This is a genomic window from Sphingopyxis sp. GW821-FHT12C06, from assembly GCF_058807415.1.
This window is the reverse complement of record NZ_JBXAQR010000007.1, coordinates 47,357-72,453: the sequence shown is the minus strand read 5'-3', so window position 1 is coordinate 72,453 and position 25,097 is coordinate 47,357. Positions and strand designations below refer to the sequence as shown.

Sequence of the window (25,097 nt, the reverse complement as noted above, 5' to 3'; positions counted from 1 at the left end):
TTACAGCGATCCGGTCAGGCTGTCGGGCGCGCCCGGCAGCATCGTTTGATAATAGCCCGCCGACCAGCCGCCATCGACCGCGAGTTCGGCGCCGCTGATATAGCTGGCCTCGTCCGATGCGATGAACAGGGTCGCGCGCGCAATTTCCTCGGGCTCGCCGATGCGCTGCAAGGGCACGCGCTCATAGCCGACGTTGAGCGCGTCGCCGGTCAGACCGCCGGGGTTGCCCATCTGGGTGTTCACGCCGCCGGGGTGGACGGTGCAGACACGAATTCCGCGCGGGCCGAGTTCGAGCGCGAGCGACTTCGACAGCCCGCGCACTGCCCATTTGCTGGCGGTATAGGCCGACAGACCATTGCAGCCGCGCAGCCCGTCGACCGAAGAGATGTTGACGATGACGCCGCGGCCGACCTTCACCATTTCGCGCGATGCATATTTGGCGCCGAGCATCGTTCCCATCACATTGATCGCCAGCACGCGCTCGATATCCTCGGCGGGCATCGCCTCGATCGGGCTGAAATGCACGACCGCGGCATTGTTGACCAATATGTCGAGCTTGCCGAAGTGCTGGATGGCGGCGGCGACCGCAGCTTCCCATTCGCCGTCCGATCGCACGTCGAGTTTCTGGAAGATGGCGGCATCGCCGATCTCGGCGGCGAGCGCCTGGCCCTTGTCCTCGATCACGTCGCACAGCACGACCTTGGCGCCTTCGGCCGCGAACAGCCGTGCGGTCGCCGCGCCCATACCCTGTGCTGCACCGGTGATGATCGCGACCTTGTCTGTAAGTCTACTCATGGGATTTCCTTCATTCCAAATTGTGTGCCGCCAAGGAATGGCGATTCATAAACTATGCTTTGCGTTGCAAAACATGAAAATTTCAGCGCATTTGCATATTTCATTGCAAAAATGATAGCGTCATACAAGAAGTTCCAGGTTCAGGAGGATGGCCATGACCGATCAAACACAATTCCCCAAGGGCACGACGCTGATTTTCGGCGCCACAGGTGGTATCGGCGCTGCCGTCGCGGGCGAATTTGCGGCGGCGGGAAGCGACGTAGCGATCATGTGGCGCTCGAAACATGCGGAGGCCGAGGCGCTGGCCAAGGTCATTGAGGCGACAGGGCGCAAGGCGAGTCTGCACCAGTGTGACGTCACCGACGATGCGGCGCTGGCCGCCGCGATTGCGGACGCCATTGCCACTCACGGCCGCATCCACACGATGCTGTGGGGCGCCGGGCCGCTCGTCGCGCAGGTCCACCTTGCCGACACGACGCCCGAACAATGGCGCCGCGCAATCGACGTCGAGGTCCATGGCTTTTTCAACGCCACGCGGCTGCTCGTCCCGCACATGCGCGAACAGGGCGGGGGCTCGTTCGTCCATCTCGGTTCGGCGGGCGCTCTGCGCTGGCCCGACAAGGACGGGCTTTCGGTTGCGCCCAAGGCAGCGAACGAGGCGTTGGTGAAGGGAATCGCACGCGAGGAGGGCAAGCACGGTATTCGCGCCAACTCCATCCTCGTCGGGGTGATCGAGGCGGGCATGTTTCTCGAGCTTTCGAAACAGGGCGTTTTCGACGACGCCTGGACGACCGAGGTGCACAAGAATCTCGCGATCAAACGTTGGGGTCATCCCGAGGAAATCGGTCATGCCGCTGTCTTCCTTGCTTCGTCGAAAGCCGCCTATGTCACCGGGCAGCAAATTGCGGTCGCGGGCGGTTACGGGGTCTGACGCCAAAGCACAGACCCCGGTCATCCGATTACGCGGCCGGGGCCATCCCGAACGCGGCGCGCAAGCCGCGCGCGGCGGTGCCGACCGCGACGTCGGCCTGCGGTAACATGCCGAGCATGCTGGCAAAGCCGTGGATCACACCGGGGACATGATTATGCGTCACCGCGACGCCATCGGCCTTCAGTCGGGCGGCATAGGCGGCGCCTTCGTCGCGCAGCGGGTCAAATTCGGCAGTGATGACGGTCGCCGACGGCAAGCCTGCGAGGCTGTCGGCGCGGATCGGCGCCGACAGTGCGTCGGCTGCCTGGTCGCCCAGATATTGCGCCCAGAACCATTGCATCATCTCGCTGCTCAACATGTAGCCGGTCGCGTTCTCGGCATAAGAGGAGCGGGTGAAATCATTGTCGATGACGGGATACAGGAGCAATTGGTGGGCGATTGCCGGGCCGCCGGCATCGCGCGTCGCAAGGCACAGTGCGGCGGACAAATTGCCGCCCGCACTGTCGCCGCCGACCGCGATCCGGCTAGCGTCGATGCCGAGCACGTCGGCCTGCGCGACCGCCGAGACAATGGCGGCGCGAACGGTATCGAGCGCGGCCGGGTAGCGATGCTCGGGCGACCGCGGATAGTCGATCGAAAGCACTGCAATCTCGGCCGCCGCAGCGATCGCGCGGCACAGCGGATCATGGGTCTCGATCGTCCCGAACACCCAGCCGCCGCCATGGAGGAAGACGAGCAGCGGCAGCGCCGCGCCCGGCTGCGGGTGATAGAGGCGCGCCGACACTGGCCCCGTGCTGGTGTCGAGCGTCACGTCGCGGACCTCTGCGACCTCGGCCTTGGGCACCGGCATCGGCTGTTCGTCGCCCAGCCGCAGCGCGGCGACGTCGAACGGCGGGTTCATGTGCGGCAATGCGCTCATCATGTCGAGCAACGGTGCGAGTGCGGGATCAATGGGCATGGCAAAGCCTTTCTGTTTGTGGGATGGGATGCGTGGAAATGAGAGGGCAGCGGTGAGACAAGGCGGCACAACCGCAGGATTTTCGAAGCTGCTGAGCGACCTGTTCGGCGGCCTGCTCGCCGATGTGCCGTGGGAGGATTTCCTGCGCCGTCTCGCGCTTTATCTCGACGGAAGCTATGCGACGCTCATCCTGACAATGCCGGGGACTGGCAAGCCCGGGACGATCGTCACCCCCGACGCCGATCCGCAAACCAGCGAAGATTATGCCGAAAGCTACTTCGCAAGCGATCCCTTTCAAGGCCTGCCCGAAGGACAAGTGACGTCCTTCACCGATTTCGTGCAGGGCGCGGCACGTGTGAGCGATTTTTGGCGCGATTTTCTCGAAGCTGCAGGCGGCGACCAGATTCTTGGCGTCGACCTGCGTTTCGACAGCGGGTTCGAGGCGCGGCTGCGCGTGATGCGTGACAACAGTCGCAACGATTTCGGGAGCGCCGAGCGCGACTCCTTGCAGGAAATCGTGCCGCATCTGCGCGACGCGATCCGCCTGTTCGAACGGCTGCAAGCCTCGGGCGCCGAAGACGGCGTCTATCGCGGCGTCGTTGAGCAAATGGGGGTCGCGGCGATCATCCTCGACCATGACGGCAAGGTGATGCGCGCCAATGCGGTCGCTGAGCGGCTGCTTACGGGCGGCGATGGTTTGGTTCTCGCGGGCGGTCGGCTCCGTCTCGCGGCGGGCGACGCGCACCGCACGCTCGAAAAATTGCTCAAATTGCTCAAGGGGCAGGCCGATCCCGCGGCCTCGCCGCCGCAGCGGTTCCGTATTGAACGCCCCTCGGGTCAGCGCGATCTGGGCGTCGTTGCCAAGGCGGTGACGACCCCGGCGTTCATGCGCGGCGGCAAGGGGGCCGCGCTGGCCTTGTTCATCAGCGACCCCGGACAGGATGCCGCGCCCGACCCCGAGGCGATCCGCGACCTGTTCCAGCTGACGCGGATGGAGGCGATATTGGCGGCGGCGCTGGCCGGCGGTGGCTCGCTGGTCGAGGCCGCCGACCGGCTGGGCATCGCGCACAACACTGCGCGCACGCATTTGCGCTCGATCTTCGCCAAGACCGGCGCGCGGCGTCAGTCGCAGCTGGTGCATCTGATCCACGCCGGAATGACCGAGCTCAGCGGTTCGGGCGGCTAGCCCGGCATCGCCGCCCTTGAGGAACGGCGTCGGGATCACTGCGGCACTGGCGGATAGGAGGCGAGGAATCCGGCGTCGGCGATAATTTCCTGCCCATTGATCGCGCCCGATCGCGGGCTCGCCAGAAACAGCGCGATTTCGGCGATGTGCTGCGGCTGCATCGTTCCTGCATAGCCGGGGACGTCGAGCGCATCGGGGGCTTGCAGCGGCGGCTGTTCGGTCACGCCGAGGATCGCGGTGGCGACCGGACCGGGGCAGATCGCGTTGACGCGCAGCCCGCGCGCGGCAAAGGCCTGCGAACTCGACCGCACGAGCCCGATCACGCCATGCTTGGCGGCGCTATAGGCGGCGGCGACCGCTAGACCCGTAATGCCCGATGTCGAGGCGGTCACCACGGCCGCGCCGCCGGGTTCCAGCGCGGGCAGCACGGCCTGCAATCCCATCCATGCGCCCTTGAGGTTGATCGCGACCATCGTGTCAAAGGTCGCGGCGTCGGCTTCGGCAAAGCCGGTCTGCGCATAGGCGCCGGCATTGAGGAATGCCGCATCGAGCCGCCCGAACGCACTCTTGGCCAGCGCGACCATCGCACCATTGTCGGCCTCGCTCGCGACGTCGCAACGGACCGCGCATGCGCGGCCACCTTTGGCGCGGATTGCCGCGGCGATCGTTTCGGCGCCGGCTTCGTTGATGTCGGCGACTACCACCGCCGCGCCCTCTTCGGCAAAGCGGAGCGCCGCCGCGACGCCAATCCCCGAAGCGCCGCCGGTTACCAGCGCGACCTTGCCTGCGAACATACCCATGTCGATCCTCTCCTTTGTCGGGAGCGTGGTAGCACCGCCGGCGACGGGCGAATTGATCCAATTGGAGGAGGTGGGAGGATCATCGCGCGTCTTAAGCTCACGCACGAACCGCAATGGCGGAGAGGAAAAAATGACGATGCGTGCGATGGTGATCAACGCGTTCGGCGGCCCCGAACAACTTGTCCGGGACGATCTTCCCATGCCCGACCCCGGTTCCGGCGAAGTGCTGGTCCGGGTTGCTTGCGCGGGGGTGAACCCCGCCGACTGGAAAACGCGCGTTGGCAAGTTGTCGGCGTTCATTCAGTATCATTTTCCGTTCGTGCTTGGTTTCGACCTTTCCGGAATCGTCGAGGCGGTGGGCGAGGGCGTCGCTGGTTTCGCGCCGGGAGACCGCGTCTTCGGTATGTCGAAACAGGGGCAGGGGCGCGATGGTTCCTATGCCGAATATTGCATCGCCGACGCGGCCTTTCTCGCTCCTCTGCCAACCGGATGGGGGTTTGCGCAGGCGGCGGCGCTGCCGGTTGCGGGGACGACGGCCTATGGCGGCCTTGTCGATGCCGGCGGTTTGCAGGCTGGTCAGACCATCCTCATCAACGGCGGGGCGGGCGGCGTCGGGAGCATCGCCATTCAGATCGCGCATGCGCTCGGCGCGCGCGTCGCGGCGACCTGCGGCCCGGATAACCTGTCCTATGTCATGGAATGCGGAGCCGACCATGCCATTGACTATCGCGCCGGCGATGTCGCGCGGGCGATCCAGCAATGGGCACCCGACGGAGTCGATCTTGTCCTCGATGCGGTCGGGCTCGATAGCTTGCTGCCGTCCGCGCTCGACGTCGTCGCGCCGGGCGGTCGCTATGTCGAGATCGCAACGCTGATATCGCAAGCGAGCGTTGAGGACGTTGCGCACGCGGCGGCGAACGGCGTGAGCATCCTGTCCAATATGGAAGTGGTCATGCGCCTGCCGCAGCATCTCGGCGGATTGGTCGCGCTCTGCGCAGCAGGTAGCGTGAAGCCGCCCGCAATCGAGATCATGCCGCTCGCCGAAGCCGCAGAAGCGCACCGTCGCGTCGAAGCCGGGCATGTCCGCGGCAAAATCATCCTGGAGGTGGCTTCCCATGACGACTGGTGACACGGCGGCAACGCCGATCATCCATGCGATCGACGAGATCGTCGCGGCGCCCGGTGATGGCAAGGCGCTGCTCGACGCCTATCTGGCGCGCTATGCCCCCGGTGCGCGGGCGCGCGGGATGACGCTCGAACAAGTTCTGGTGAGCCCGCCGGTGTGGCTCGACGATCAGTCCAATATGCTGACCTTTCGCTGGTCGCTTGCCGGTGCCGGGGCGTGGTGGCAGATGCGCTTTGTCGGCGGCAACGACCCCGATGTCGCCGCCTGGTGGGCCGATGTCGATGCGCGCGCGGTCAGCCGCCGCCGTTCCTTCGCGTCTGCACCCGCCGATATCGAAAGGCTCTGCGATGTATAAACTGATCAGACTCGTCACTCTCGCCGACCCCGCAAGCGCGTCGTCGTTGGCCGATGATATTCGTGCGCTGGCCGCGGCGCATTCCGTCTGTCGCCAGCTCGTCGTGCCCACGCTGCCCGGCAGCCATTTCGGGGGGGATCTGATCGCACATTTCATATTCGACGATCCGGTGCAGCGCGCGGGCTTCGAGGTGGCACTCGCGCCGCTGCTCGCCATTCCGGCAGTCGCCTCGGTTGATGGCGTTGTCTATCAGAGCGGGGCGGGCGGGCGGTCAGATCCCGGGCTTGCCAACGGCGTCTATCGTGTGTTGCTGCTCAGCGTCGACGAAGGCACCGATCCTGCGCTGGTCGAACGCTTCGAGGCGGAGACGCGTATGATGCCGCACTATATCCCCGCGATCCGCAACTGGCAGCTCAGCCGCGCCGACACGGTGACGGGCGCGCGCCGATGGACCCACGTCTGGGAACAGGAATATGCCAACGCCGGCGGGTTAATGGGCCCCTATATGATGCACCCCTATCACTGGGCGCGGATCGACCGCTGGTTCGACCCGGAATGTCCCGACCGCATTGTCGATGCGCGGCTCTGCCACAGTTTCTGCGCGATGGAGGCACCCGTCCTATAATCGCATGGCGCCGGCATTGATCCGCGGGCATGGTGACGGGGACGAAAGGTGGGCCAAATGACGGCGGCGGAGCGATTGCATACCCAGAGCATCTATCTGGTCGAGGCTCTGAAACGCGTGCTCAAAGAACGCGGGTTGACCTATGCCGACGTCGCGAAGGCGCTGGGGATCAGCCACGCGAGCGTTCGGCGCACCTTTGCCCAGCGCAGCTTTACGCTGGCGCGGATCGACGAGATTTGCGAACTGGTCGGGATCAATTTTCTGGAACTCGCGCGGCTTGCGGATGCGGCGCAGCCCGCGATGCCCGACATGCTCACTGACGCGCAGGAACAGGCGCTGGTCGATGAACCGCTGGCGCTCTTTTGTTTCCACCTCGCGCTCGGCGGCTGGACTGTCGATCGGATCGAGGCCGATTACGGGATCGACCAGACGATGCTGGTCCCCGCGCTGCTCAAGCTCGAGCGGATCGGGCTGATCCAGCTGCTTCCCGGCAACGTCATCCGCCTGATGACCGCGCGCAGCATCAGCTGGCGGCGCGGCGGGCCGATGCGGCGCTTCTTCGACCGGCGGGTGAAGGAGGAGTTCCTTCAATATGACTTTTCGACCGAGGGTTCGATCTGGGAGTTCGAGATTGGCGAGCTGTCCGACGCTTCGCGCGTCTTGCTCGAACGCCGGCTGGCCAGCCTGTTTCGCGAAGTGCGCGACCTGATCGCGCGCGACGCCTTGTTGCCGCCCAGCGTCAAGACCAACGTCGGCCTGTTGATTGCCTCGACCCCGATTCCGCTACCGATGGTTGCGCGCGATGTCGCGTCGGGCTCGCTCGGCACGGATAGTCGCTCCAGACGCTCCTTCAAGGATTGAAATTCACTACAATTATGTGATCCCCTCGGCGCAGCAGCGGGATCGCGCGATATCCGTCTCAATCGGTCCTGAAGCCGATACGAGAGGAGATATGGGATGACGGCAATCGCGATGAAGCCGCCAGCAATGAGCGGCGGCATTCCGTTCCTTGGCCATCTGACGGACTTTTTCAAAGATCCCGTCGGATTGCTGCGCCAAGGCTATGAGGACCATGGCTCCATCTATTCCTTCCGCATGGCGGGGCGGAATATGGTTGTCATGCTGGGGCCGGATAACAATCGCTTCGTCTTTCAGGAAACCGATAAACTGCTGTCGATCCGCGAATCGATGCCCTTCTTCCACAAGATGTTCTCGCCGAATTTCTATTCCTTCGCCGAGATGGAGGAATATCTGAACCAGCGCGCGGTCATCATGCCGCGCTTCAAGGCTTCGGCGATGAAGCAATATGTGCCGCTGATGGCCGAAGAGACGATGGCGCTTGTTCATCGGCTTGGCGACAGCGGTGAATTTGATCTCATTTCGACGCTGGGTCCGGTGGTCATGGACATCGCCGCGCACAGCTTCATGGGCCGCGATTTCAAGCAAAAGCTGGGCCATGAATTCTTCGAGTTGTTCCGCGATTTTTCGGGCGGAATGGAATTCGTCCTGCCGCTGTGGCTTCCGACCAGGAAGATGCGCCGCAGTCAGGCCGCGAAGAAAAAGCTGCACCGCATCCTCGGCGACTGGATCCAGCAGCGCCGCACCAATCCGGTCGAACCCGCCGATTTCTTTCAGGACATGGTTGCATCGACCTATCCCGACGGCCGCCCGATCCCCGACGAACTGATTATCCACATGATCTTGCTCCTCGTTTGGGCGGGGCATGAAACCACCGCGGGGCAGGTCAGCTGGGCGATGATCGATATCCTCCAGAACCGTGAATATCAGGATGTGCTGCGCGGCGAGATCGAGAATCTGTTGGGGTCGGCATCGGGCGCCGATCTTAGCTGGGAACAGGCGATCGCGATGCAGAAGATGGATCTGGCGCTGCGCGAAACCGAGCGCCTGCACCCGGTGGCCTTCACGATGATCCGCAAGGCCGCCGCCGATTTCGAGCGCGACGGCTATCAGGTCAACGAAGGCGACTGGATCCTGCTTGCCCCGTCGGTCACCCACCGGATGAGCGAGATTTTCGACCGGCCCGACGACTATGATCCCGAACGTTTCAACACCGAGCGTGCCGATGTCAAAGTCGAATCGAACAGCCTGATAGGCTTTGGCGGCGGCATGCACCGCTGCGCCGGCGTTAATTTCGCGCGGATGGAGATGAAGGTGCTGATCGCCATCCTGCTCCAGCGCTACGACATGGAATTGATCGACACCCCGCGGCCGATCGCCGGGGCGGGGACCTACTGGCCCGAACAGCCGTGCCGCGTGCGTTACAAGCGCCGGACGGTCGCGGCGCGCGCGCCGGCTGATGTGGCGGCGCTCGCCGAGGCGGCGGGATGCCCGGCGCATGCGAAGGGCCAGAACTGATGGCGCGCGTCACCTATGTCCAGCCCGACGGCAGCGAGCGGACCTGCACCAATTTCGAGGGGATGGCGGTGATGCACCTTGCCATCGCCAATCTTGTCGACGGGATCGACGCGCTGTGCGGCGGGGTTCGCCAATGCGCGACCTGCCATGTCTTTGTCGACGATGCCTGGAGCGACCGGGTCGGACCGCCGGGACCGGAAGAGGGGGAGATGCTCGAGGCGCTCGCCGATTTTATCGAGGTCAAGCCGACCAGCCGCTTGAGTTGCCAGATCCACATCACCGAGGAACTCGACGGGCTGCGCGTCCATATTCCCAACGAACAGCCGGGAATTTGAACAGGTTAAGAATATGAACAGGGGTGGCATTGCCGCCCCTTTTCGCTGGTTGCCGTCCCTTCTGGCGGACGTTTGCGCTGAATTGGCTAATTGCGTAATTATTTGTTGCAACAAATACGCATGATGTGATATTTTGACAAAAAATAGCGCATAATACGCCGTAAAGAGCAAAGTGGAGGGATGGACTATGAAGCTACGCACCTATCATCGCGCGCAGATTGCAGCCGCTGCGCTGATCGCACCCTGGATGGCTGGCGCTGCGCACGCGCAGCAGGCCGAGAGCGCCGCACCCGAAGGGCTCCGCGAGATCATCGTCACGGCGCAAAAGCGTGCGGAAAATGTACAGGACACCCCGCTGGCGATCACCGCCATCGATGCGCAGGCGATCGAGCAGCGCGGTATCACCAGCGTCGCGTCGCTCAGCGGCGCGGCGCCAAACCTTGTCATCGCCGAAACCCCGGCGGCGACTGCCAATCCCTCGATTTCGATCCGGGGTATCGTCGACAATGATCCGATCCTGACCGCAGACCCCGCGGTGGGGCTCTATGTTGACGGTGTTATCGTGGGGCGTTCTGCGGGCGCGCTGTTCGACATGATGGACCTCGAGCGCGTCGAGGTGCTGCGCGGGCCGCAGGGCACGCTCTATGGCCGCAACACGACGGGCGGCGCGGTCAATCTGATCTCGGCCAAGCCGGCGAAGGATTTCGGCGCGCGCCTGCAGGTCGGTTATGGCAGCTTCGACGAAATGACGGTGAAGGCGCTGCTCGACACCGGCGCGTTAGGCGACACAGGGCTCGCCCTGAAGCTCGGCTATTTCCACAGCCAGCGCGACGGCACGGTCGACAATCTTCTGGAGCCATCCGACAAGCGCGATCCGGGGGCCCGCAACACCGATGCGGTTCGCGTTGCGGTGCGGTTTGATCGCGGCACGGGGTTCACCGCCGACTATGTCTATGATTTCAGCGACCGGAACGGCCGGGCGAACGCCTTTCAGTTGCGCGCGATCCGCCCCGACATTCTCGACTATCTCAATTTCTCGCCGGCCTTTGGCGGCACGGCGCCGCAAGTCTCATCCGAGCGGCTGTCACAAGTCCGGCTCGATCGCGACGGCAATGTGAGCGACAGGGTGATGGGGCATGCGCTGACCCTCAACCTCGAAATCGGCGATGCGACCTTGCGCTCGATCACCGGCTATCGCCAGTGGGACAACAAGATCGACGGGTCCGATCTTGACGGCAACGGCGGCTTGCTTGGCGTGGTCGCCGTCCCGGCCTTTGGCGTCGCGCCGATCGACCTTTTCCACACCAGCAACGAACGGCATCAAAAGCAGTTCTCGCAGGAGCTCAACCTGATCGGATCGATCGGCGATGAATTTGAATATGTCGTCGGCGCTTATTATTTCCGCGAGCGTGCGACCGAGGTCAATCCGCAGGGTTTCACGGCGATCCTGCCTGTGGGCGCGGTCATCCCCGGGGCCACGACCTTGCCGATCGCGCCGGGGATCACGCTGAACAGCATCGGGCTCAACCTCGAGACGCTGCTCGCTTATCGCCATGTCTCGCGCTCGGCCGCGGCGTTCAGCCAGCTCACCTGGAAACCCGCCGGGCTCGATAACCGGCTGAGTGTCACCGGTGGCATTCGCTATACCGAGGACAAGAAGCATCTGACCCAGTCGTCGCCGACGCCGCCCGCGCCGCGCGAGCTGACGCGCAAGTTCACTCGCCTGAACTGGCTGGCGAATATCAGCTATCAATGGACCGACGATATCATGACCTATGCCCGGGCGAGCACGGGTTACAAGGCAGGAGGTTTCAACGCCCGCGCGGCCGATAATAATGGTTTCAACCCCGAAGACATCATCTCCTATGAAATCGGGTTCAAGAGCGAGCTGTTCGATCGCCGCGTGCGCTTCAACGCCGCAGCTTTCCACGCGATCTATGATGATCTTCAGGTGCAGCAGTTCCTTGCCGGCACCAATGGCGCAGCGAGCACGACGGTCAACGCTGCGAAGGCCAGCTATACCGGCATCGAGGCGGAGGTTTTGGCTCAGGTCTTCGACGGTTTCACGGTCGATGGCTCGATCGGCTACACTGATCGCAAGTTCAAGAAATTCATGTTCGTCGATCCGTTCACAGGAGTTTCCGCGGACATTTCGGACATCGCCAAATTCCAGTATTCGGCGGCGACGACCGCCAATCTGGGCGCGCAATATGAAACCGAACTTGGCGGTTTCGGCAAGCTCACCGCGCGCGCCGACTGGACTTATCGCAGCAAAATCTATTGGCACCCGGTCAATCCGTTCAACGAAGAGGTCTCCGATGGCGGCGTCGGGTTGCTCAATGCCCGCCTTTCGATCTCTGACATCTCGCTCGGCGGGGCCAAGGCGTCGCTCTCGCTGTGGGGCAAGAATTTGACCAAGGAAGATTATCTGCTGTCGGGGATCGACTTTGGCGCGCTGGGCTTCGCCGGCGTCTCTTACGGCGATCCGCGCAGCTACGGTGTCGAGCTCGGCTTCAGATTCTAGTCGACTGCTGATACCAAGAGCAAAGAAAAGCCGGGCGTCGGCCATCGCGACACCCGGCTTTTTTGATGGGAAGGGCAGGCTGAGTGTTAGCTCAGCATGCGCTTCCGCAACTGCTTTACTGCCTTGGCATCTACGCCAAGCTCACGCGCCAGATAGGTGTCGACGTCGCCATAATCTTTGCGGATCTGCTCGAAGGCGGCGTCGAGATAGGCGCTCTCGACCCCGAGCAACGGCTTCGCCACATCGGCCGGCAGCGCGGCCATTGCGGCGTTCATCCCGGCATCGGCGCGCAGGGCGTCCATGTCGAGTGCGGTGTTGCTCAGCAGATAATCCTCCATGATCGTGTCATAGGGAACGCCAAGCGCGCTCAGCACCAGCGCGACGCCGAGGCCGGTGCGGTCCTTGCCCGCGGTGCAGTTGACGATCACCGCGCCGTCCGACGCCAAAAGCCGTTCGAACAATATGCGATAGGATGCCGCCTGTTCCTTGGGGAAGCCGCGATATCCCTGGATCATCATGTCGCGCATGACGGCCCCGTCGAGTTTGGCGCCCTTCTGGAATAACGCCCCCAGATTGCCGCCCGACAGCTCATAGTCGCGGGCCCAATAGCCGAGCCCGGCGGACTGCATCCACGGATTCTTGTCGCCCGCGCGCTCGCGTGACGAACGCAGGTCGACGATCGCTCCGACCCCCAATTTGCGGATCAGCGCCTGATCCTCGGCCGTATAGCGCCCAACCGACGCCGACCGATAGAGCTTGCCCCAGGCCACCTTATGGCCGTCCTTCGTTTGATAACCGCCAACGTCGCGGAAATTGTCGCCGCCAGTGAGCGCAATTTCGCGCGTCTTCGTCGCCGCATGATCGTCATGCGCCGTCGCGGGCGCAGCTTGCGCGATCACCGCCGCAGGCGTGAGCAGCAGCAGTGCGAAAAATGCCTTTTTCATCCTGTCCTCCGATAATCTGCCCGGCGACCTTAAGGGCCGCCGGGCCAAGTTTCGATTTAGAATTTCACCCGCGCTTCGATGCCATAGGTCCGCGGTTCGTTATAGAGCGTCGCGGTGGTCCTGCCCGGAATTCGGAAATCGAGCAGATTATAGGTCGTGTTGGTCAGGTTCTTGCCCCAGACCGCGACTTCCAGCTCGCCGCCGCCAAGGTCGATATCGCCTAGCGTCAGTCGTCCGTTGACCAACAGCGCCTTGTCCGCCTTGACCGTCACCGTGCCGTTGGGGATGTAATCCCCTGCGGTGTCGACGCCCAGATGCGCACGCAGCTCGCCGAAGGAAAAGGCCGGGAAGGCATAGTCGGCCGAGAAGCTGCCCGCATGTTTCGGCGTGAAGGCCGACTGCGCCTGCTCGATCAAACCGGTAAAGACGTTCCGCACCGGGGTCGGCGGCGCGTCGGTGTAGACATAGTTGGCCGACAGCGACAGGCCGCGCACCGGAACGAGCGTGATGTCGGCCTCGACCCCCTTGAACTTGCGCTTTTCGGGCGCGTTGACCGTTTCGGTGTTGGAAATGAAGACCGGATTCTGGAAATCGACCTGCTGGTTGGACAGGCGGCTCATATAGGCGGCCACATTGACGCGCAGCCGGCGGTCGAACAGGTCGGCCTTCACACCGGCTTCCCACGCCGTCAGCTCTTCCTCGCCAAAGGTGCGCAGCGTCGACGAGCGCGTGTTGGCGCCGCCGGCGCGATAGGCGCGGCTCCATTTAACATAGGTGTTGATGTCCTCGCTGAAATCATAGGCGATCGTTGCCATCGGATCGACGCGGCTGGACTTGAAGCTAAAGGCCAGATTCGGGTCGACGCCCGCGATGAAGAGCAGGCGGCCGTCCTTTTTGTCGTCGGTGTAGCGCGCGCCGGCGGTGATATGCAGCCCGCTGAGCGCCTCGGGCGACCAGGTTGCCTGACCGAACAGCGCCTTGGATTTGACATGGACCAGCGATGCGCGATCGGGGAGACGGGTCACACCGCCGTCGGGCGAGGGGGCGGGGAAGAAGTTTATGCCGGTCAGCGTCGAATTGAGCGTTCCCTGCGAATAGACGATTGCCTCGTCGCGGCCCTTTTCCTTGAAATAATAGGCTCCGAGGACGAATTTCAGCTCACCGACATCGCCGACGAGTTGCACTTCCTGACTGAACTGGTTCTGCGTCACATTGGCGTAGCTCAGGCGCGCGAAGCGGCGGTTGGGGCCCCATGTCGTGTTTGACCCTTCGTCTCCATCAAACTGGTTTGAATCGAGATTGCGCCAGGCCGAGATTGAACGGAGCGTCAGCGCGTCGTTGATGTCCCATTCGGCGGTGACGCTATGGCCCTTCGCTTCCTGCGGGTTGCGGAAGAGGGGGACGCCGAAACGCGCGGTTTTCACGCGGCCGGTATCGAGCTTGATGAAGGATGGCGTGACCGCGGGCGACTGCGCCGATGCGGTGATATAATGATAATAGCCCGTCGATTTGTCGCGCGAGAGATCGTAGGCATAGAGGACCGACACATTGTCGGCGGGCTGCCACAGTGCCGAGATTTTGAAGCCGTAGCGTTTGATCTCGCCATAATCGAGTGCGTCGTCGCTCAGCGGATTCTGCACCACGCCGCCGCGGCCTTCGAAAACGCCGTCGACCTTGACGCTGATCCCCGCCGCCTCAGGCAGGTTGACGTGGGTCGCGAAAGTGCGGCCGCGGAAGTTGCCGATCCCGGCCTTGACGTCTAGGCCCAGCTCGCCGGTCGGCCGTTTGGAAACGACGCTGATCGCACCGCCGATCGTGTTGCGACCAAAGAGAGTGCCCTGCGGGCCGCGCAGCACTTCGATGCGCTCGATGTCGGCGAGCTCCATGCCGAGCCCCGATACGCGGCCGAGATAGACGCTGTCGATATAGATGCCGACCGTGGGGTCGCGGCTGACCTGGGTGGCGTCGACCGGGACCAGTCCGCGCATGCCGATGCTGACCGCCGAGACGCGTCCGACGAACGGCGCGATGCGGATCGAGGGGATCGCCCCGGTGAAAAGGTCGGACAGCGAACCGATGCCCTTTTCCTCGAGCGTGTCGGCGCTGAGCGCGACCATCGAGATCGGCGTGTCCTGCAGATTCTCTTCGCGCTTTTGCGCGGTCACCACGATGTCGGCGACACCAATATTTTGATCTTCGGTGCTTTCCTGAGCTGCGGCTGGTGCCATGGCGAGCCAGGTGGCGGCCGACGCCGCGAGCGCCGCGCGTGTCAGACGCAATCGTTCCGTGGACATAAAATCTCCCTCCCATTTATGCGCGGCTTGTGCCGCATCAATTCACCTACTAGTGAGTAGGTGAATTTGTAAACACGGAACCGGGATTTGCAAGCGCTATTCGAATGCGCCAAACAGGCGCCATGCACATGACGATTCAGACGCCGTCCACGCGCAAGGAACGTGCCGATGCGACCCGCGACGCGATCCTGCGCGAGGCCGAACTGGTGTTCGCTGCCACAGGGTTTCGCGCCGCGCGACTGGAGGACATTGCCGATGCGGTCGGCATCCGCCGTCCCTCGTTGCTGCATCATTTCCCGACCAAGCAGTTGCTTTACGATGCGGTCGAACAGCAGATTTTCGATAGCATGCATCTGGCGTGCGAAGTGCGGACCGCCGACGTTGCCGATCCGACCGCCAGGCTGCTCGCGCATCTGGATGCCTGGCTCGATTTCTTCGTCGCCCGACCGTCGGCCGCGCGAATCGTTCAGCGCCTGATCGCGGACTCGGCCATTCGCCACGGCAATCCGGTGGAATTTTCCTTTGTCGTTCTCGATGATATCGACCGGACACTCGCCTATGGCATTGCCCAGGGCGCCTTCGTCCCGCTTTCGACCATGAACTTCATCAATGGCGTGGCGGCCGGGATTATTTTCTTCGTTTGCAACAGCCGCCAAGTCGGCGAACAGCGGCGCTACGACCCCTCTGACCCGGCGGCGCTGGCGGCGTTCCGGACGTTACTGCACAAGCTCGCACGGGCGGCCGTATTGCCCTGACGCGGGTCTCACTCCATGCTCTGCAGCGCGCCATTTTTCAAAACACTACTCAAATCCCCGCGATTCCGTTATTGATTGCATCGTCAACAGGGAGGCCGTGTCGATGTCAGCGAACCCCACCACCGGCGATGATGTTTCTGGAACGCAAACACTGGCCGCCAATTGGCACTGGTTTCTCTTGCGGGGAATCCTCTCGCTCCTGATCGGTGTCGCGGCACTGCTGTTTCCGACGAGCGCGCTGATCGCCTTTGCCTTGCTTGTCGGCGCCTGGATCGGGGCCGACGGGATCTTGTCGCTGATTGCGGGCATCCGCGGCGCGAAGGCGAAGGAGGATCGCTGGGGAATGCTCATCCTGCGCGGCCTGCTCGGGATTGGCGTCGCCGTGCTTGTCGCGCTTTCTCCCGGGGTTGCGGCACTCGCCTATGCGATCGTGACGCTCTCGATCATTGCCTTTTGGGCGATATTGACCGGCGGCTTCGAGATTGCCGCCGCGATCCGCCTGCGCAAGGCGATCGAAGGCGAATGGCTGCTCGCACTGTCGGGCATCCTGTCGCTCGCCCTGGGCATCGGCATCATCTGGCTCTTCCTGACCGACCCGCTGGCATCGCTTGTTTCGGTCGCTTGGATCATCGGCTTTTACGCGCTGGTCGCCGGCATTATATTGATCGCTTTCGCGCTCCGGCTACGCGCGCGTCGCTGAGGTTCCGGAATATCCTTCGGCATGACGGCAATGCTAGTCCTTGCCGTTGTTCCGTGTCTCGATTAGCCAATATGGCGTGAGTTCAGCCCCGCCTTCATCCTCGTCACCGCTTGCTCCTTTCCAGTTTCCAGCGTTTCGGGCGATCTGGATCGCCAATCTTGCATCGAACATGGGCTCGATGGTCCAGTCGGTCGCGGCGGCGTGGCTGATGACCGAACTGACAAGCTCGCACAGCCTGATCGCACTCGTCCAGGCCAGCGCGACAATCCCGATCATGCTGCTCGGCGTCTTTGCCGGGGCGATTGCCGACAATTATGACCGGCGGCGCGTCATGCTGGCGGCACAGAGCGCAATGCTCCTTGTCTCTGCGGCGTTGACGGTCACCACGTGGATGGGGGCGATCACTCCCTCGCTGCTACTGTTCTTCACATTGGCGGTGGGGTGCGGCACCGCGCTCAACGGGCCGGCATGGCAGGCATCGGTGCGCTTGCAGGTCGGGCCGCAGCATTTGCCGCAGGCGATCGCGCTCAACACCGTCGCGTTCAATCTGGCGCGCAGCGTCGGCCCCGCGCTCGGCGGTCTGCTCATTTCTCTGACCGGACCCACGCCCGCCTTTGCATTGAATGCGCTCAGCTATATCCTGCTCATCGTGGTTCTGCTGCGCTGGCGTCCGCAGATCACGCCGCCGAAGCGGTCACCGATGCTCGCTGCCATTGCCGTCGGCATCCGTTTCTGCGCCAGTTCCAATCCCCTGCGGCGCGTACTGACGCGCGGTTTCGCCTTTGGCATCGGCGCCGCCGGGTTTCAGGCACTGCTGCCTTCGCTCGTGCGCGACCGGCTTCATGGAACCGAAACCACTTACGGTCTCTGCCTTGGGGCATTCGGTGCCGGTTCGATCTTCGCCGCGCTGTGGATTTCCCGGGTTCGTCGAAGATGGGGCAGCGACCGTGTGATCGGCGTGGCGGGGCTGGTCTTTGCCGCCGCGCTGCTTCCTGTCGCGCTCACGGTCAATCTTCCACTCTTTCTTGGGGCTGCCTTTGTGGGCGGCGCGGCGTGGGTGTCGACGCTCACTACCCTGAACGTCGCGATGCAGCTCCGGTCGCCTGAGGCCATTCTGGGCCGCTGCCTGTCGATCTACCAGGCTGTGACGTTCGGGGCGATGGCGCTCGGCGCCTTTCTGCTCGGCTCGATCGCCGATCTGTGGACCCTGCCGGCGGCGATCCTGCTTGCCGCCGGCTGGCTGGCGCTATCGGCGGTGATCTTGCCCATCATCGCCCCGATGCCACGACGCGACGAAGGCCGCATTCTTCCCTGACAATCATTTTGCGGGTGCTGCCGCCTTCACTCGCAGTCGCACGGTAGCCGGATCTGTCGCGAGAACGGCTTGTCGTCCTGATCGACAATTGTCCGCCGAAGTTTGCTTGTGCTCGCGGGCATCAGAAGTCCATTTGCGATCCCAAGTGATGCGCGCCTCGACCTGCGGGGCCGGTCAGCGCTCTATTCCCGCCTCTTCCACCATCCAGTTTCGAAGCGCGGCGATGCCGGGCCAGTCGCGGCGATCTTCAGGGTAAACGAGGTAGTAAGCCAGTTCGTCAGCAACAGGCAGGTCGAAGGGCGCGACGAGCGCTGCCGAACGCAATTCGGCCTCGATCAAAAATGTCGGAAGCAGCGCCGCCCCCGCGCCCGATGCCACTGCTTGCGCCAGCATCAGAAAGTGGGCGATATGGGAAACGGGCGACGGTGCCGGTTCGGCCACCCCGGCACTTGCGAACCAGCGCTCCCAGGCATCGCGCCTCGCCGACTGGACCAGCAGCGGAACGCGCAACAGGTCCTTGGGCCGTTCGATGCGATAGTCCGCAACCAGACGCGGGGATACGACGGGCACCACACGTTCCTCAAACAGGAAATCATGCGTGACGCGAGGCCAGTCGGGCCCTCCGACATGAATGGCGGCGTCATGCGGTTCGATCGCGAAATCGAAGATGTCGGTTCGCGCAGCGATATTGACGACGAGGTCCGGATGGCGCTCCGAGAGCCGGTGAAGCCTTGGCACGAGCCAGCGCATGCCGAAACCCGGGAGCGTCGCGAGTTCGATGACCTTTTCCGGCGCTTCGCGCATGGCACGTTGCGATGCCCGCCGAATCTGGGCGAGCGCAGGCTCGATCTCCTGCGCAAAAAGACGGCCACGGCTGTTGAGGGCAACCCGACGTCCGGCGCGGTCGAAGAGGCTGTTGCCAAGATATTCTTCGAGATTGGCGATCTGGCGGCTGATCGCGCTTTGGGTCAACCCTACTTCCTCGCCTGCCCGCGAGAAGGAGCCAAACCGCACGGCCGCCGCAAAGCTGTGGAGCATCGCCATGGGAGGAAGGCCCTTGCGATTGCGGTCATTCATTCCATTCATGAATACCGATTTCCCAATAATTTGTTTGAGAAAGGAAGATTATTCCCGGATTTATATTCTGAAACAGAATTTGGAGCAATCGATGAACGACCGGCTGTTACCCGTTTATTGTCCGGCGGCCGTTACCCCGGTGCGCGGTAAGGGACGTTGGCTTTGCGAAGCTGACGGCAGCGATCATGTCGTCCGGCTGCTTCCGGCTCTGACCATGAGCGAAGCCGATGGAGCCGATGCGCTGCTCAAGGGACAGGAACAGCAGGGAGCGGCGCGATGACGCGCTTCCATTCCACGTGCCCGGCCAGCGGGCGCATATTGTGGAAAGGCGATGCTGCCGACAGCGAGAGGGTGGTTGAGGCAGTGGCGCGCGCGCGCGCGGCATTCCCGCAATGGTCGCTGCTCCCCGCTGCCGGGCGCGTCTCGTACATCCGTGCTTTCGAGGCCGTGCTCGACGCCAGAGCCGACGAACTTGCGCGGACAATTGCGCAGGAGACCGGCAAGCCGCTATGGGAGGGACGTCAGGAAGTCTCGTCGATGATCGGCAAGATCGCTATCTCGATCGCTGCGCAGGCCGAGAGGGCAGGCTATGCCGAGCGCGAAATGGCGTTCGGACGCGCTGTTCTTCGTCACCGGCCGCACGGCGTGATGGCTGTCTTCGGGCCCTATAATTTCCCCGGCCACTTGCCCAATGGCCATATCGTGCCAGCTCTTCTTGCAGGCGATACGATCGTCTTCAAGCCGTCGGAAGAAACACCTCTGGTCGGCGAACTGATCGCGCGATACTGGCGCGAGGCCGGGCTTCCGGAGGGCGTGTTCAATCTGGTTCAGGGCGGTCGGGAAACCGGTGGCGCGCTGGCGCAAGCGCCGATCGACGGCCTGTTGTTCACCGGCTCGGCCGCAACGGGTGCGCTGCTGCGGCGCTTGCTCGTTGACCGCCCCGAGGTCCTTCTTGCGCTCGAGCTCGGCGGCAACAATCCGTTGATTGCCTGGGACGGGGACCCCGAGTCCATCGCTTCGATCGTCGTGCAATCGGCGTTCCTCTCGTCGGGCCAGCGTTGCAGTTGTGCGCGGCGGCTCATCATTCCGGAGGGCGAGGGGGGCGATGCCATCCTGGCTGCTGTCGAACGGCTTGCCCGGCGGCTGGCCATCGGAGCATGGGACGAGGTGCCGGAGCCCAGCATTGGGCCGCTCATCTCTGCCGTCGCAGCGGCCCGGGCCCGGACGGCTTATGCTGCGCTCGTCGAGGCGGGCGCGGAGATCGTTCTGCCCCTGCAAAGCGTTCCGGGTCGCACTTCGGCTTTTGTAACACCCGCGATTCTCGACGTGACGGGAATCGCCGTCCCCGACGAGGAGATTTTCGCGCCTGTCTTGCAGGTGCGCCGGGTTCCCGACTTCGACGTCGCGATCGACGTCGCCAATGCAACGGCTTTCGGCCTCGCCGGCGCGCTGATCTCGAGCGATCGCACGCTTTGGGAGCGCTATGCTTCGCGCGCGCGCTGCGGCGTCCTCAACTGGAACCGGCCAACGACCGGCGCGGCGGGAACGATGCCTTTCGGCGGGATCGGCGCTTCGGGGAATCATCGTCCGAGCGCCTATTACGCGGCCGACTATTGCGCTTTTCCCGTTGCCAGCTTCGAGGCTGCGCAAGTCGTCGATCAGTCGAACGCCATTCCTGGGCTTTTACCGGCAGAACAGGAAGCCTCCGTCCATGCACGAGATTAATTTCGACGGGCTCATCGGGCCCAGCCACAATTATGCGGGGCTCTCGCTCGGCAACATGGCCTCGGCACTCAATGCCGGAGGAGAATCGAACCCGCAGCAGGCGGCTCTGCAAGGCGTCGCCAAGATGCGCCGGATGCTCGATCTTGGATTGCTCCAGGGGATACTGCTGCCGCACGATCGCCCGAATGCCGCCTGGCTGCGTGGGCTCGGCTTTAGCGGGAGCGACGAGGAGGTGTGTGCCGCTGCCTGGTTGGAGGACCCGGTGCTGATGGTGAACGCTTTTTCGGCCTCGCCGATGTGGACGGCGAATGCCGGGACGGTTTCCCCGGGCCCGGATACGGCCGATGGGCGCTGCCATTTCTCGGTCGCCAACCTCGCGACAATGCTTCACCGAAACCTGGAGGCCGCAGCAACCGCGCGCCAGCTTCGTGTCGCCTTCGCGGATACGCGCCATTTCGCAGTGCATGATCCGCTGCCCGGGGGGCTGGGCGACGAGGGCGCCGCCAATGTGATGCGTCTGGGCGCCCGACATGGCGCGGCCAGCCTCGAGATTTTCGTCTATGGCGCAAGCCGTCAAGGCGGCTTTCCCGCGCGCCAGCATGTTGCAGCGGGCAGGGCGATCGCGCGTCGGCACGGTCTTCGGGCGATGGGGCAGCTTCACGTCCAGCAAAGCAATGAAGCGATCGCTGCCGGCGCCTTCCACAATGATGTGGTCGCAGTCGCCAATGAAAATGTCCTGCTGACCCATGAAAAGGCGTTTGAAGATCGCGCGGCAGTCCACGACGCGATCCGCGATCGCTGTCCCGGGGCCATCATTATCGAGGCGCCACAGCTCCGCGTCAGCCTCGCCGATGCCATCCAGTCCTATCTCTTCAACTCGCAGCTCGTGACGTTGGCCGGGGGCTCGATGACGCTCGTGGTGCCCGCCGAATGCCGCGAGACCCCGTCCGTCTGGCAATGGCTGGGCGAGATCGTGGCGAGTGGAGGCCCCATTACCGCGGTCGAGGTTGTCGACGTGCGGGAATCTATGCGCAATGGTGGCGGGCCGGCGTGCCTGCGCCTTCGCGTGGCGGTGAGCGAAGACGCGCTGGCGGCTATCGATCAGCGCTTTCTTGTCGATCATGCGCGCTGCGATCTTCTCGAGGCCGTGATCACTTCCTGTTGGCCTGAACGGATTGCACCTGCCGATCTTGGCGATCCTGCGCTTTGGCGTGCATGCCGCGCGGCGCGGGCAGCGCTACTCGAAACGCTCGGCTTCGCTGCCGGGGAGGTATGAGGATGACGCCTCTCGTCCGTACAGCGCGATGCGAAGATATCGATGCCCTGATGGCGCTCGCCGCGATCACCGGCGGCGGAATGACCAACCTTCCGCATGATCGCGAAGCGCTTGCGCGAAAGATCGGGTGGAGCGAGCGATCGTGCGGCGCGACGATCGCTGCGCCTGTCGACGAATTTTATCTGCTCATCCTGGAGGATCGGGACAGCGGCCAGGTTCTCGGGACTGCGAGCCTCTATTCACGTCTTGGCGCCCGCTGGCCTTTCTATAGCTACAAGCTAAGCCGCGTGACGCACAGGTCGTGCGAACTCGACCGCACATTCTCGACCGAGTTGCTGCACCTCGTGAATGATTTCGACGGCGCCTCTGAAGTCGGCGGGCTGTTCCTTCATCCCGAAGCACGCTCCGGCGGACTCGGTCAGATGCTCGCGCGCAGTCGCTATCTTTTCATTGCCAGGCATCGCGAGCGGTTCGGCGATCGGGTCGTCGCGGAGCTTCGCGGCTGGACTGACGACGGCTGCTCTCCCTTCTGGGAGGCCATCGGTCAGCCTTTTTTGGCAGCGATTTCCAGGCGGCGGACTTTCACAATGCGCTTCATGGCAACCAGTTCATCGCCGACCTGATGCCACGCTACCCCATCTATGTGTCAATGCTGCCGAAGTCGGCGCAAACCGCGATCGGGCGGCCACACCCCAATTCCGTTCCGGCCATGGCAATGCTCGAGGTGGAAGGCTTCGGCTATGATGGATATGTCGACATCTTCGATGCGGGGCCGACGCTTTGTGTCCGCACCGACCAAATTGCAACGCTTCGAAATGCTGAAACGCACGGAACATCCACCGTGTCCGGAGCGCTGCACGCTGATGGTTTCTCCACGGATTTTCGGGTCGTGAAAAAGTGAATAACGCGCTGGCATCGCGGGCGTGACCAACTGACAGGGCAGAGACGAATGGCTCCTGGAAAGCGCATGATATCTGCATCAATTTGCCAGCGGAAATGTTCAGCCATCCTGCATTTTAGCGAGCCTCTTCCGCCTCCACCGTCACCGTGATTGCCGACGGATAGCGGCCGCTGTGGAAGATGGAGTGCGTCTGGGGTGTGAAATCGGACGGCTTCGCCTGAAGAATGTTGTCGACAAATATCTGCGGGTTGCGGTCGATCAGCGGAAACCAGCTGCTCTGTATCTGGACGCCGATACGGTGTCCTTTCTTGAAACGGTGCGAGGCGGCGTGCAGGTCGATGCTGTAATCCAGTACTGCATCGGGGGTTATCGCCTGGGGCTTTTCGAAGCTTGTGCGAAAGCGGCTACGGAACACTTCGTTTGCGATCATCCGTTGCCGGCCGCGCAGCTCAGGCGGGGTCGCCTCGTCGGAAGGATGGATGTCGACGAGCTTCACAACCCAGTCGGCGTCGCTGCCCGTTGTGCTCGCAAAAAGCTTGGCCACCACATCGCCGCTGATCACGACATCGGTCTCGAGCGGATCGGTTTGCCAGAAGAGGACGTCCTTGCGTTTCGAGAAGGGCGCCTGATCGTCGGCAAGCCAGTTGCTCCATGTCGAATCCTTGGCGATGAAGGGAGAAATCGGCCGCTCGCGATAGGGTACCGGATCGGCGGGGTCCGAGACGAAGCGATCGGGCTTGCTGTCTGCTGCGACGGGGCGGGAGAAGGACAGCTTGCCGTCGGCGTGCAGATAGAGATGCTTCTCGGTGACGCCTTCGACGGGGGGCCATTGGCGATAGCGCTTCCATTCATTGCTGCCGGTCTGGAACACGAGCGCTTCGGGCTGGTCCAGCACTCCCTTGCCCTTGAGCCAGTGATTGAACCAGCGGGTCTGAACCTCGCCGCGAAAATAGACCGATGTCGGCGCGCCCAGATCGAACGGGCCGTAGCTGCTGCCATCGCCGCGCGCCCAGCCGCCATGGTTCCAGGGGCCTATGACCAGGAAGTTGCGATTGAGCTGGTCGCCCTTTTCCTGCTTCTCGTAAATTTTGAGCGGACCATAGAAATCTTCCTGATCCCACCAGCCCGCAACGATCAGATTGGGAATGGCGACCTTTGCGGGCATTCGCGCCGAGGTCACCCCCTGCTTCCAGAAAGCGTCGTAAGCGGGGTGGGCAACGAAATCGCGCCAGGTCGGCAAGTCGCGGCCAATATGGGTGCGATCGAGGGTCGCCAGATCCTTTTGTTTCAGGAACCACGCATAGGGATCGTCGCTGCCAAAATCGAAGGGCTTGAGCGTCCGGCCGTCGGTTTCGAGCGCGGCGGCATATTCCCATCCATAGTCGAGGCGGAAGGCGCCATTGTGATGGAAATCATCTCCCATGAACATGTCTTCGGGAGATGCCTGGACCGAAAGCGCGGCAAGGGCGGGATGCGGATCGATCGTCGCCATCGCGGCGGTCCAGCCGCCATAGGAGATGCCGAAAATGCCCACCTTGCCATTGTTGCTGGCGACCGACTTCGTCAGCCAGTCGATGCTGTCATAGGTGTCGGTCGATTCATCGACCTTCGTTTTGTCGTCGGCTTTCGGGCGCAGCATGACGAACTCGCCTTCGGAGCCAAAGCGCCCCCTGATATCCTGCAGGACGAAGATATAGCCCTCCGCTGCGAGTTCCTTGAAAGCGCCGTCGAAGAGGTGCTTCACCTGATCGAGCTGAAAGCCATAAGGAGAGCGCTGCATCAGCATCGGAAGCGGTCCGGCCATCCTGGCCGGCCGCCAGATCTGCGCGTGGAGCTTCACGCCGTCGCGCATGGGAATCATCACGTCTTCGCCAACATAGTCGCCGATCCGTGTGCCGGCTGGCATCGTGACGGCGGCCGGTGTATCGGCCGGCTCGAGCGCGAGAGAAGGAGCGAGCGGAGCCAGCGAGATCAGTATAGCGGCGAGACCGGTCATATAGCGCCAGCGATCTGTCCTGCGGGCATTGCCAGAGGATGCCGGGGCTGAATGAATCCGCTGTCCGATGCTCACAAAGTACCTCCCGCCTGATATCCCAAGC

Annotated in this window: 22 protein-coding genes and 1 pseudogene; 16 read left to right on the top strand and 7 right to left on the bottom strand. The window is 63.1% G+C overall.

Annotation, left to right across the window (positions count from 1 at the left end):
• The gene (locus AC1RRJ_RS19710) at window positions 1-795 is read right to left on the bottom strand and encodes an SDR family NAD(P)-dependent oxidoreductase (RefSeq protein ID WP_493125873.1); all 795 of its coding nucleotides are present in this window, start codon (window positions 793-795) and stop codon (window positions 1-3) included.
• Window positions 796-949: 154 nt separating this feature from the next.
• Between AC1RRJ_RS19710 and AC1RRJ_RS19705 the strand changes: the two genes are divergently transcribed.
• The gene (locus AC1RRJ_RS19705) at window positions 950-1,726 is read left to right on the top strand and encodes an SDR family oxidoreductase (RefSeq protein WP_493125871.1); all 777 of its coding nucleotides are present in this window, start codon (window positions 950-952) and stop codon (window positions 1,724-1,726) included.
• Between the two features lie 28 nt (window positions 1,727-1,754).
• On the opposite strand, the gene AC1RRJ_RS19700 is transcribed toward AC1RRJ_RS19705, so the two are convergent.
• Window positions 1,755-2,684 (bottom strand): alpha/beta hydrolase, encoded by a 930-nt coding sequence (locus tag AC1RRJ_RS19700; RefSeq protein ID WP_493125869.1) that lies wholly within the window; start codon window positions 2,682-2,684, stop codon window positions 1,755-1,757.
• A 28-nt stretch (window positions 2,685-2,712) separates the two neighbouring features.
• Here AC1RRJ_RS19700 and AC1RRJ_RS19695 point away from each other — a divergent pair, with 28 nt between their 5' ends.
• Window positions 2,713-3,870, top strand: coding sequence for a helix-turn-helix transcriptional regulator (locus tag AC1RRJ_RS19695; protein WP_493125867.1), 1,158 nt, complete (start codon window positions 2,713-2,715; stop codon window positions 3,868-3,870).
• Between the two features lie 35 nt (window positions 3,871-3,905).
• Here AC1RRJ_RS19695 and AC1RRJ_RS19690 read toward each other — a convergent pair whose 3' ends face one another.
• Entirely contained in the window at window positions 3,906-4,670 is a 765-nt protein-coding gene (locus AC1RRJ_RS19690; RefSeq protein WP_493125865.1) for an SDR family NAD(P)-dependent oxidoreductase, read from the bottom strand.
• 130 nt (window positions 4,671-4,800) lie between these two features.
• Here AC1RRJ_RS19690 and AC1RRJ_RS19685 point away from each other — a divergent pair, with 130 nt between their 5' ends.
• The 7 genes from AC1RRJ_RS19685 to AC1RRJ_RS19655 all read left to right on the top strand — a co-directional run bounded on the left by AC1RRJ_RS19685 (window position 4,801) and on the right by AC1RRJ_RS19655 (window position 12,011).
• The gene (locus AC1RRJ_RS19685) at window positions 4,801-5,799 is read left to right on the top strand and encodes a quinone oxidoreductase family protein (RefSeq protein ID WP_493125863.1); all 999 of its coding nucleotides are present in this window, start codon (window positions 4,801-4,803) and stop codon (window positions 5,797-5,799) included.
• Window positions 5,786-6,151, top strand: a complete 366-nt coding sequence (locus tag AC1RRJ_RS19680; RefSeq protein WP_493125861.1) for a hypothetical protein — start codon at window positions 5,786-5,788, stop codon at window positions 6,149-6,151. Before AC1RRJ_RS19685 ends, AC1RRJ_RS19680 begins: the two co-directional genes overlap by 14 nt.
• A complete protein-coding gene (locus AC1RRJ_RS19675) occupies window positions 6,144-6,776 on the top strand; it encodes a Dabb family protein (RefSeq protein WP_493125859.1) in 633 nt (210 codons plus the stop codon). The genes AC1RRJ_RS19680 and AC1RRJ_RS19675 overlap by 8 nt, the downstream gene beginning before the upstream one ends.
• A 57-nt stretch (window positions 6,777-6,833) precedes the next feature.
• Complete coding sequence (locus tag AC1RRJ_RS19670; protein WP_493125857.1) at window positions 6,834-7,637, top strand: helix-turn-helix domain-containing protein; 804 nt, start codon at window positions 6,834-6,836, stop codon at window positions 7,635-7,637.
• 96 nt (window positions 7,638-7,733) lie between these two features.
• Entirely contained in the window at window positions 7,734-9,152 is a 1,419-nt protein-coding gene (locus AC1RRJ_RS19665; protein WP_493125855.1) for a cytochrome P450, read from the top strand.
• The gene (locus tag AC1RRJ_RS19660) at window positions 9,152-9,487 is read left to right on the top strand and encodes a 2Fe-2S iron-sulfur cluster-binding protein (protein WP_493125853.1); all 336 of its coding nucleotides are present in this window, start codon (window positions 9,152-9,154) and stop codon (window positions 9,485-9,487) included. Before AC1RRJ_RS19665 ends, AC1RRJ_RS19660 begins: the two co-directional genes overlap by 1 nt.
• 187 nt (window positions 9,488-9,674) lie before the next feature.
• A complete protein-coding gene (locus tag AC1RRJ_RS19655) occupies window positions 9,675-12,011 on the top strand; it encodes a TonB-dependent receptor (RefSeq protein ID WP_493125851.1) in 2,337 nt (778 codons plus the stop codon).
• 86 nt (window positions 12,012-12,097) lie between these two features.
• Here AC1RRJ_RS19655 and AC1RRJ_RS19650 read toward each other — a convergent pair whose 3' ends face one another.
• On the bottom strand, window positions 12,098-12,955 hold the full coding sequence (locus tag AC1RRJ_RS19650; RefSeq protein ID WP_493125849.1) for a tyrosine-protein phosphatase: 858 nt from the start codon (window positions 12,953-12,955) through the stop codon (window positions 12,098-12,100).
• Window positions 12,956-13,011: 56 nt separating this feature from the next.
• Window positions 13,012-15,249: a TonB-dependent receptor gene (locus tag AC1RRJ_RS19645; protein ID WP_493125847.1), complete on the bottom strand. Its 2,238-nt coding sequence runs from the start codon at window positions 15,247-15,249 to the stop codon at window positions 13,012-13,014.
• Between the two features lie 122 nt (window positions 15,250-15,371).
• On the opposite strand from AC1RRJ_RS19645, the gene AC1RRJ_RS19640 reads away from it, so the two are divergent.
• From AC1RRJ_RS19640 to AC1RRJ_RS19630, 3 genes are all read left to right on the top strand, one after another.
• Window positions 15,372-16,004, top strand: a complete 633-nt coding sequence (locus AC1RRJ_RS19640) for a TetR/AcrR family transcriptional regulator (protein WP_493125845.1) — start codon at window positions 15,372-15,374, stop codon at window positions 16,002-16,004.
• Between the two features lie 103 nt (window positions 16,005-16,107).
• The gene (locus AC1RRJ_RS19635) at window positions 16,108-16,704 is read left to right on the top strand and encodes an HdeD family acid-resistance protein (protein ID WP_493125843.1); all 597 of its coding nucleotides are present in this window, start codon (window positions 16,108-16,110) and stop codon (window positions 16,702-16,704) included.
• A 76-nt stretch (window positions 16,705-16,780) separates the two neighbouring features.
• A complete protein-coding gene (locus AC1RRJ_RS19630; RefSeq protein ID WP_493125841.1) occupies window positions 16,781-18,019 on the top strand; it encodes an MFS transporter in 1,239 nt (412 codons plus the stop codon).
• A gap of 174 nt (window positions 18,020-18,193) precedes the next feature.
• Here AC1RRJ_RS19630 and AC1RRJ_RS19625 read toward each other — a convergent pair whose 3' ends face one another.
• A complete protein-coding gene (locus AC1RRJ_RS19625; protein ID WP_493125839.1) occupies window positions 18,194-19,105 on the bottom strand; it encodes a LysR substrate-binding domain-containing protein in 912 nt (303 codons plus the stop codon).
• Between AC1RRJ_RS19625 and AC1RRJ_RS19620 the strand changes: the two genes are divergently transcribed.
• The 4 genes and pseudogenes from AC1RRJ_RS19620 (at window position 19,104) to AC1RRJ_RS19605 (ending at window position 22,998) form a co-directional block, all read left to right on the top strand.
• Window positions 19,104-19,376, top strand: coding sequence for a hypothetical protein (locus tag AC1RRJ_RS19620; RefSeq protein ID WP_493125837.1), 273 nt, complete (start codon window positions 19,104-19,106; stop codon window positions 19,374-19,376). The two genes, AC1RRJ_RS19625 and AC1RRJ_RS19620, sit on opposite strands and share 2 nt — an antisense overlap.
• Complete coding sequence (gene astD / locus AC1RRJ_RS19615; protein ID WP_493125835.1) at window positions 19,373-20,821, top strand: succinylglutamate-semialdehyde dehydrogenase; 1,449 nt, start codon at window positions 19,373-19,375, stop codon at window positions 20,819-20,821. The genes AC1RRJ_RS19620 and astD overlap by 4 nt, the downstream gene beginning before the upstream one ends.
• Entirely contained in the window at window positions 20,808-22,097 is a 1,290-nt protein-coding gene (locus AC1RRJ_RS19610; protein ID WP_493125833.1) for an N-succinylarginine dihydrolase, read from the top strand. The genes astD and AC1RRJ_RS19610 overlap by 14 nt, the downstream gene beginning before the upstream one ends.
• Window positions 22,037-22,998 (top strand): annotated as a pseudogene (locus tag AC1RRJ_RS19605) (arginine N-succinyltransferase). Before AC1RRJ_RS19610 ends, AC1RRJ_RS19605 begins: the two are co-directional and overlap by 61 nt.
• Before the next feature lie 115 nt (window positions 22,999-23,113).
• On the opposite strand, the gene AC1RRJ_RS19600 reads toward AC1RRJ_RS19605, so the two are convergent.
• Window positions 23,114-24,994 (bottom strand): CocE/NonD family hydrolase, encoded by a 1,881-nt coding sequence (locus AC1RRJ_RS19600; RefSeq protein ID WP_493125831.1) that lies wholly within the window; start codon window positions 24,992-24,994, stop codon window positions 23,114-23,116.
• Window positions 24,995-25,097: the final 103 nt, after the last annotated feature.

Bases quoted from the DNA above. Each gene is read 5' to 3' on its own strand.
- AC1RRJ_RS19710 (WP_493125873.1), bottom strand. From the start codon at position 795: ATGAGTAGACTTACAGACAAGGTCGCGATCATCACCGGTGCAGCACAG.
- AC1RRJ_RS19705 (WP_493125871.1), top strand. From the start codon at position 950: ATGACCGATCAAACACAATTCCCCAAGGGCACGACGCTGATTTTCGGC.
- AC1RRJ_RS19700 (WP_493125869.1), bottom strand. From the start codon at position 2,684: ATGCCCATTGATCCCGCACTCGCACCGTTGCTCGACATGATGAGCGCA.
- AC1RRJ_RS19695 (WP_493125867.1), top strand. From the start codon at position 2,713: ATGCGTGGAAATGAGAGGGCAGCGGTGAGACAAGGCGGCACAACCGCA.
- AC1RRJ_RS19690 (WP_493125865.1), bottom strand. From the start codon at position 4,670: ATGGGTATGTTCGCAGGCAAGGTCGCGCTGGTAACCGGCGGCGCTTCG.
- AC1RRJ_RS19685 (WP_493125863.1), top strand. From the start codon at position 4,801: ATGACGATGCGTGCGATGGTGATCAACGCGTTCGGCGGCCCCGAACAA.
- AC1RRJ_RS19680 (WP_493125861.1), top strand. From the start codon at position 5,786: ATGACGACTGGTGACACGGCGGCAACGCCGATCATCCATGCGATCGAC.
- AC1RRJ_RS19675 (WP_493125859.1), top strand. From the start codon at position 6,144: ATGTATAAACTGATCAGACTCGTCACTCTCGCCGACCCCGCAAGCGCG.
- AC1RRJ_RS19670 (WP_493125857.1), top strand. From the start codon at position 6,834: ATGACGGCGGCGGAGCGATTGCATACCCAGAGCATCTATCTGGTCGAG.
- AC1RRJ_RS19665 (WP_493125855.1), top strand. From the start codon at position 7,734: ATGACGGCAATCGCGATGAAGCCGCCAGCAATGAGCGGCGGCATTCCG.
- AC1RRJ_RS19660 (WP_493125853.1), top strand. From the start codon at position 9,152: ATGGCGCGCGTCACCTATGTCCAGCCCGACGGCAGCGAGCGGACCTGC.
- AC1RRJ_RS19655 (WP_493125851.1), top strand. From the start codon at position 9,675: ATGAAGCTACGCACCTATCATCGCGCGCAGATTGCAGCCGCTGCGCTG.
- AC1RRJ_RS19650 (WP_493125849.1), bottom strand. From the start codon at position 12,955: ATGAAAAAGGCATTTTTCGCACTGCTGCTGCTCACGCCTGCGGCGGTG.
- AC1RRJ_RS19645 (WP_493125847.1), bottom strand. From the start codon at position 15,249: ATGTCCACGGAACGATTGCGTCTGACACGCGCGGCGCTCGCGGCGTCG.
- AC1RRJ_RS19640 (WP_493125845.1), top strand. From the start codon at position 15,372: ATGCACATGACGATTCAGACGCCGTCCACGCGCAAGGAACGTGCCGAT.
- AC1RRJ_RS19635 (WP_493125843.1), top strand. From the start codon at position 16,108: ATGTCAGCGAACCCCACCACCGGCGATGATGTTTCTGGAACGCAAACA.
- AC1RRJ_RS19620 (WP_493125837.1), top strand. From the start codon at position 19,104: ATGAATACCGATTTCCCAATAATTTGTTTGAGAAAGGAAGATTATTCC.
- AC1RRJ_RS19625 (WP_493125839.1), bottom strand. From the start codon at position 19,105: ATGAATGGAATGAATGACCGCAATCGCAAGGGCCTTCCTCCCATGGCG.
- astD (WP_493125835.1), top strand. From the start codon at position 19,373: ATGACGCGCTTCCATTCCACGTGCCCGGCCAGCGGGCGCATATTGTGG.
- AC1RRJ_RS19610 (WP_493125833.1), top strand. From the start codon at position 20,808: ATGCACGAGATTAATTTCGACGGGCTCATCGGGCCCAGCCACAATTAT.
- AC1RRJ_RS19600 (WP_493125831.1), bottom strand. From the start codon at position 24,994: ATGACCGGTCTCGCCGCTATACTGATCTCGCTGGCTCCGCTCGCTCCT.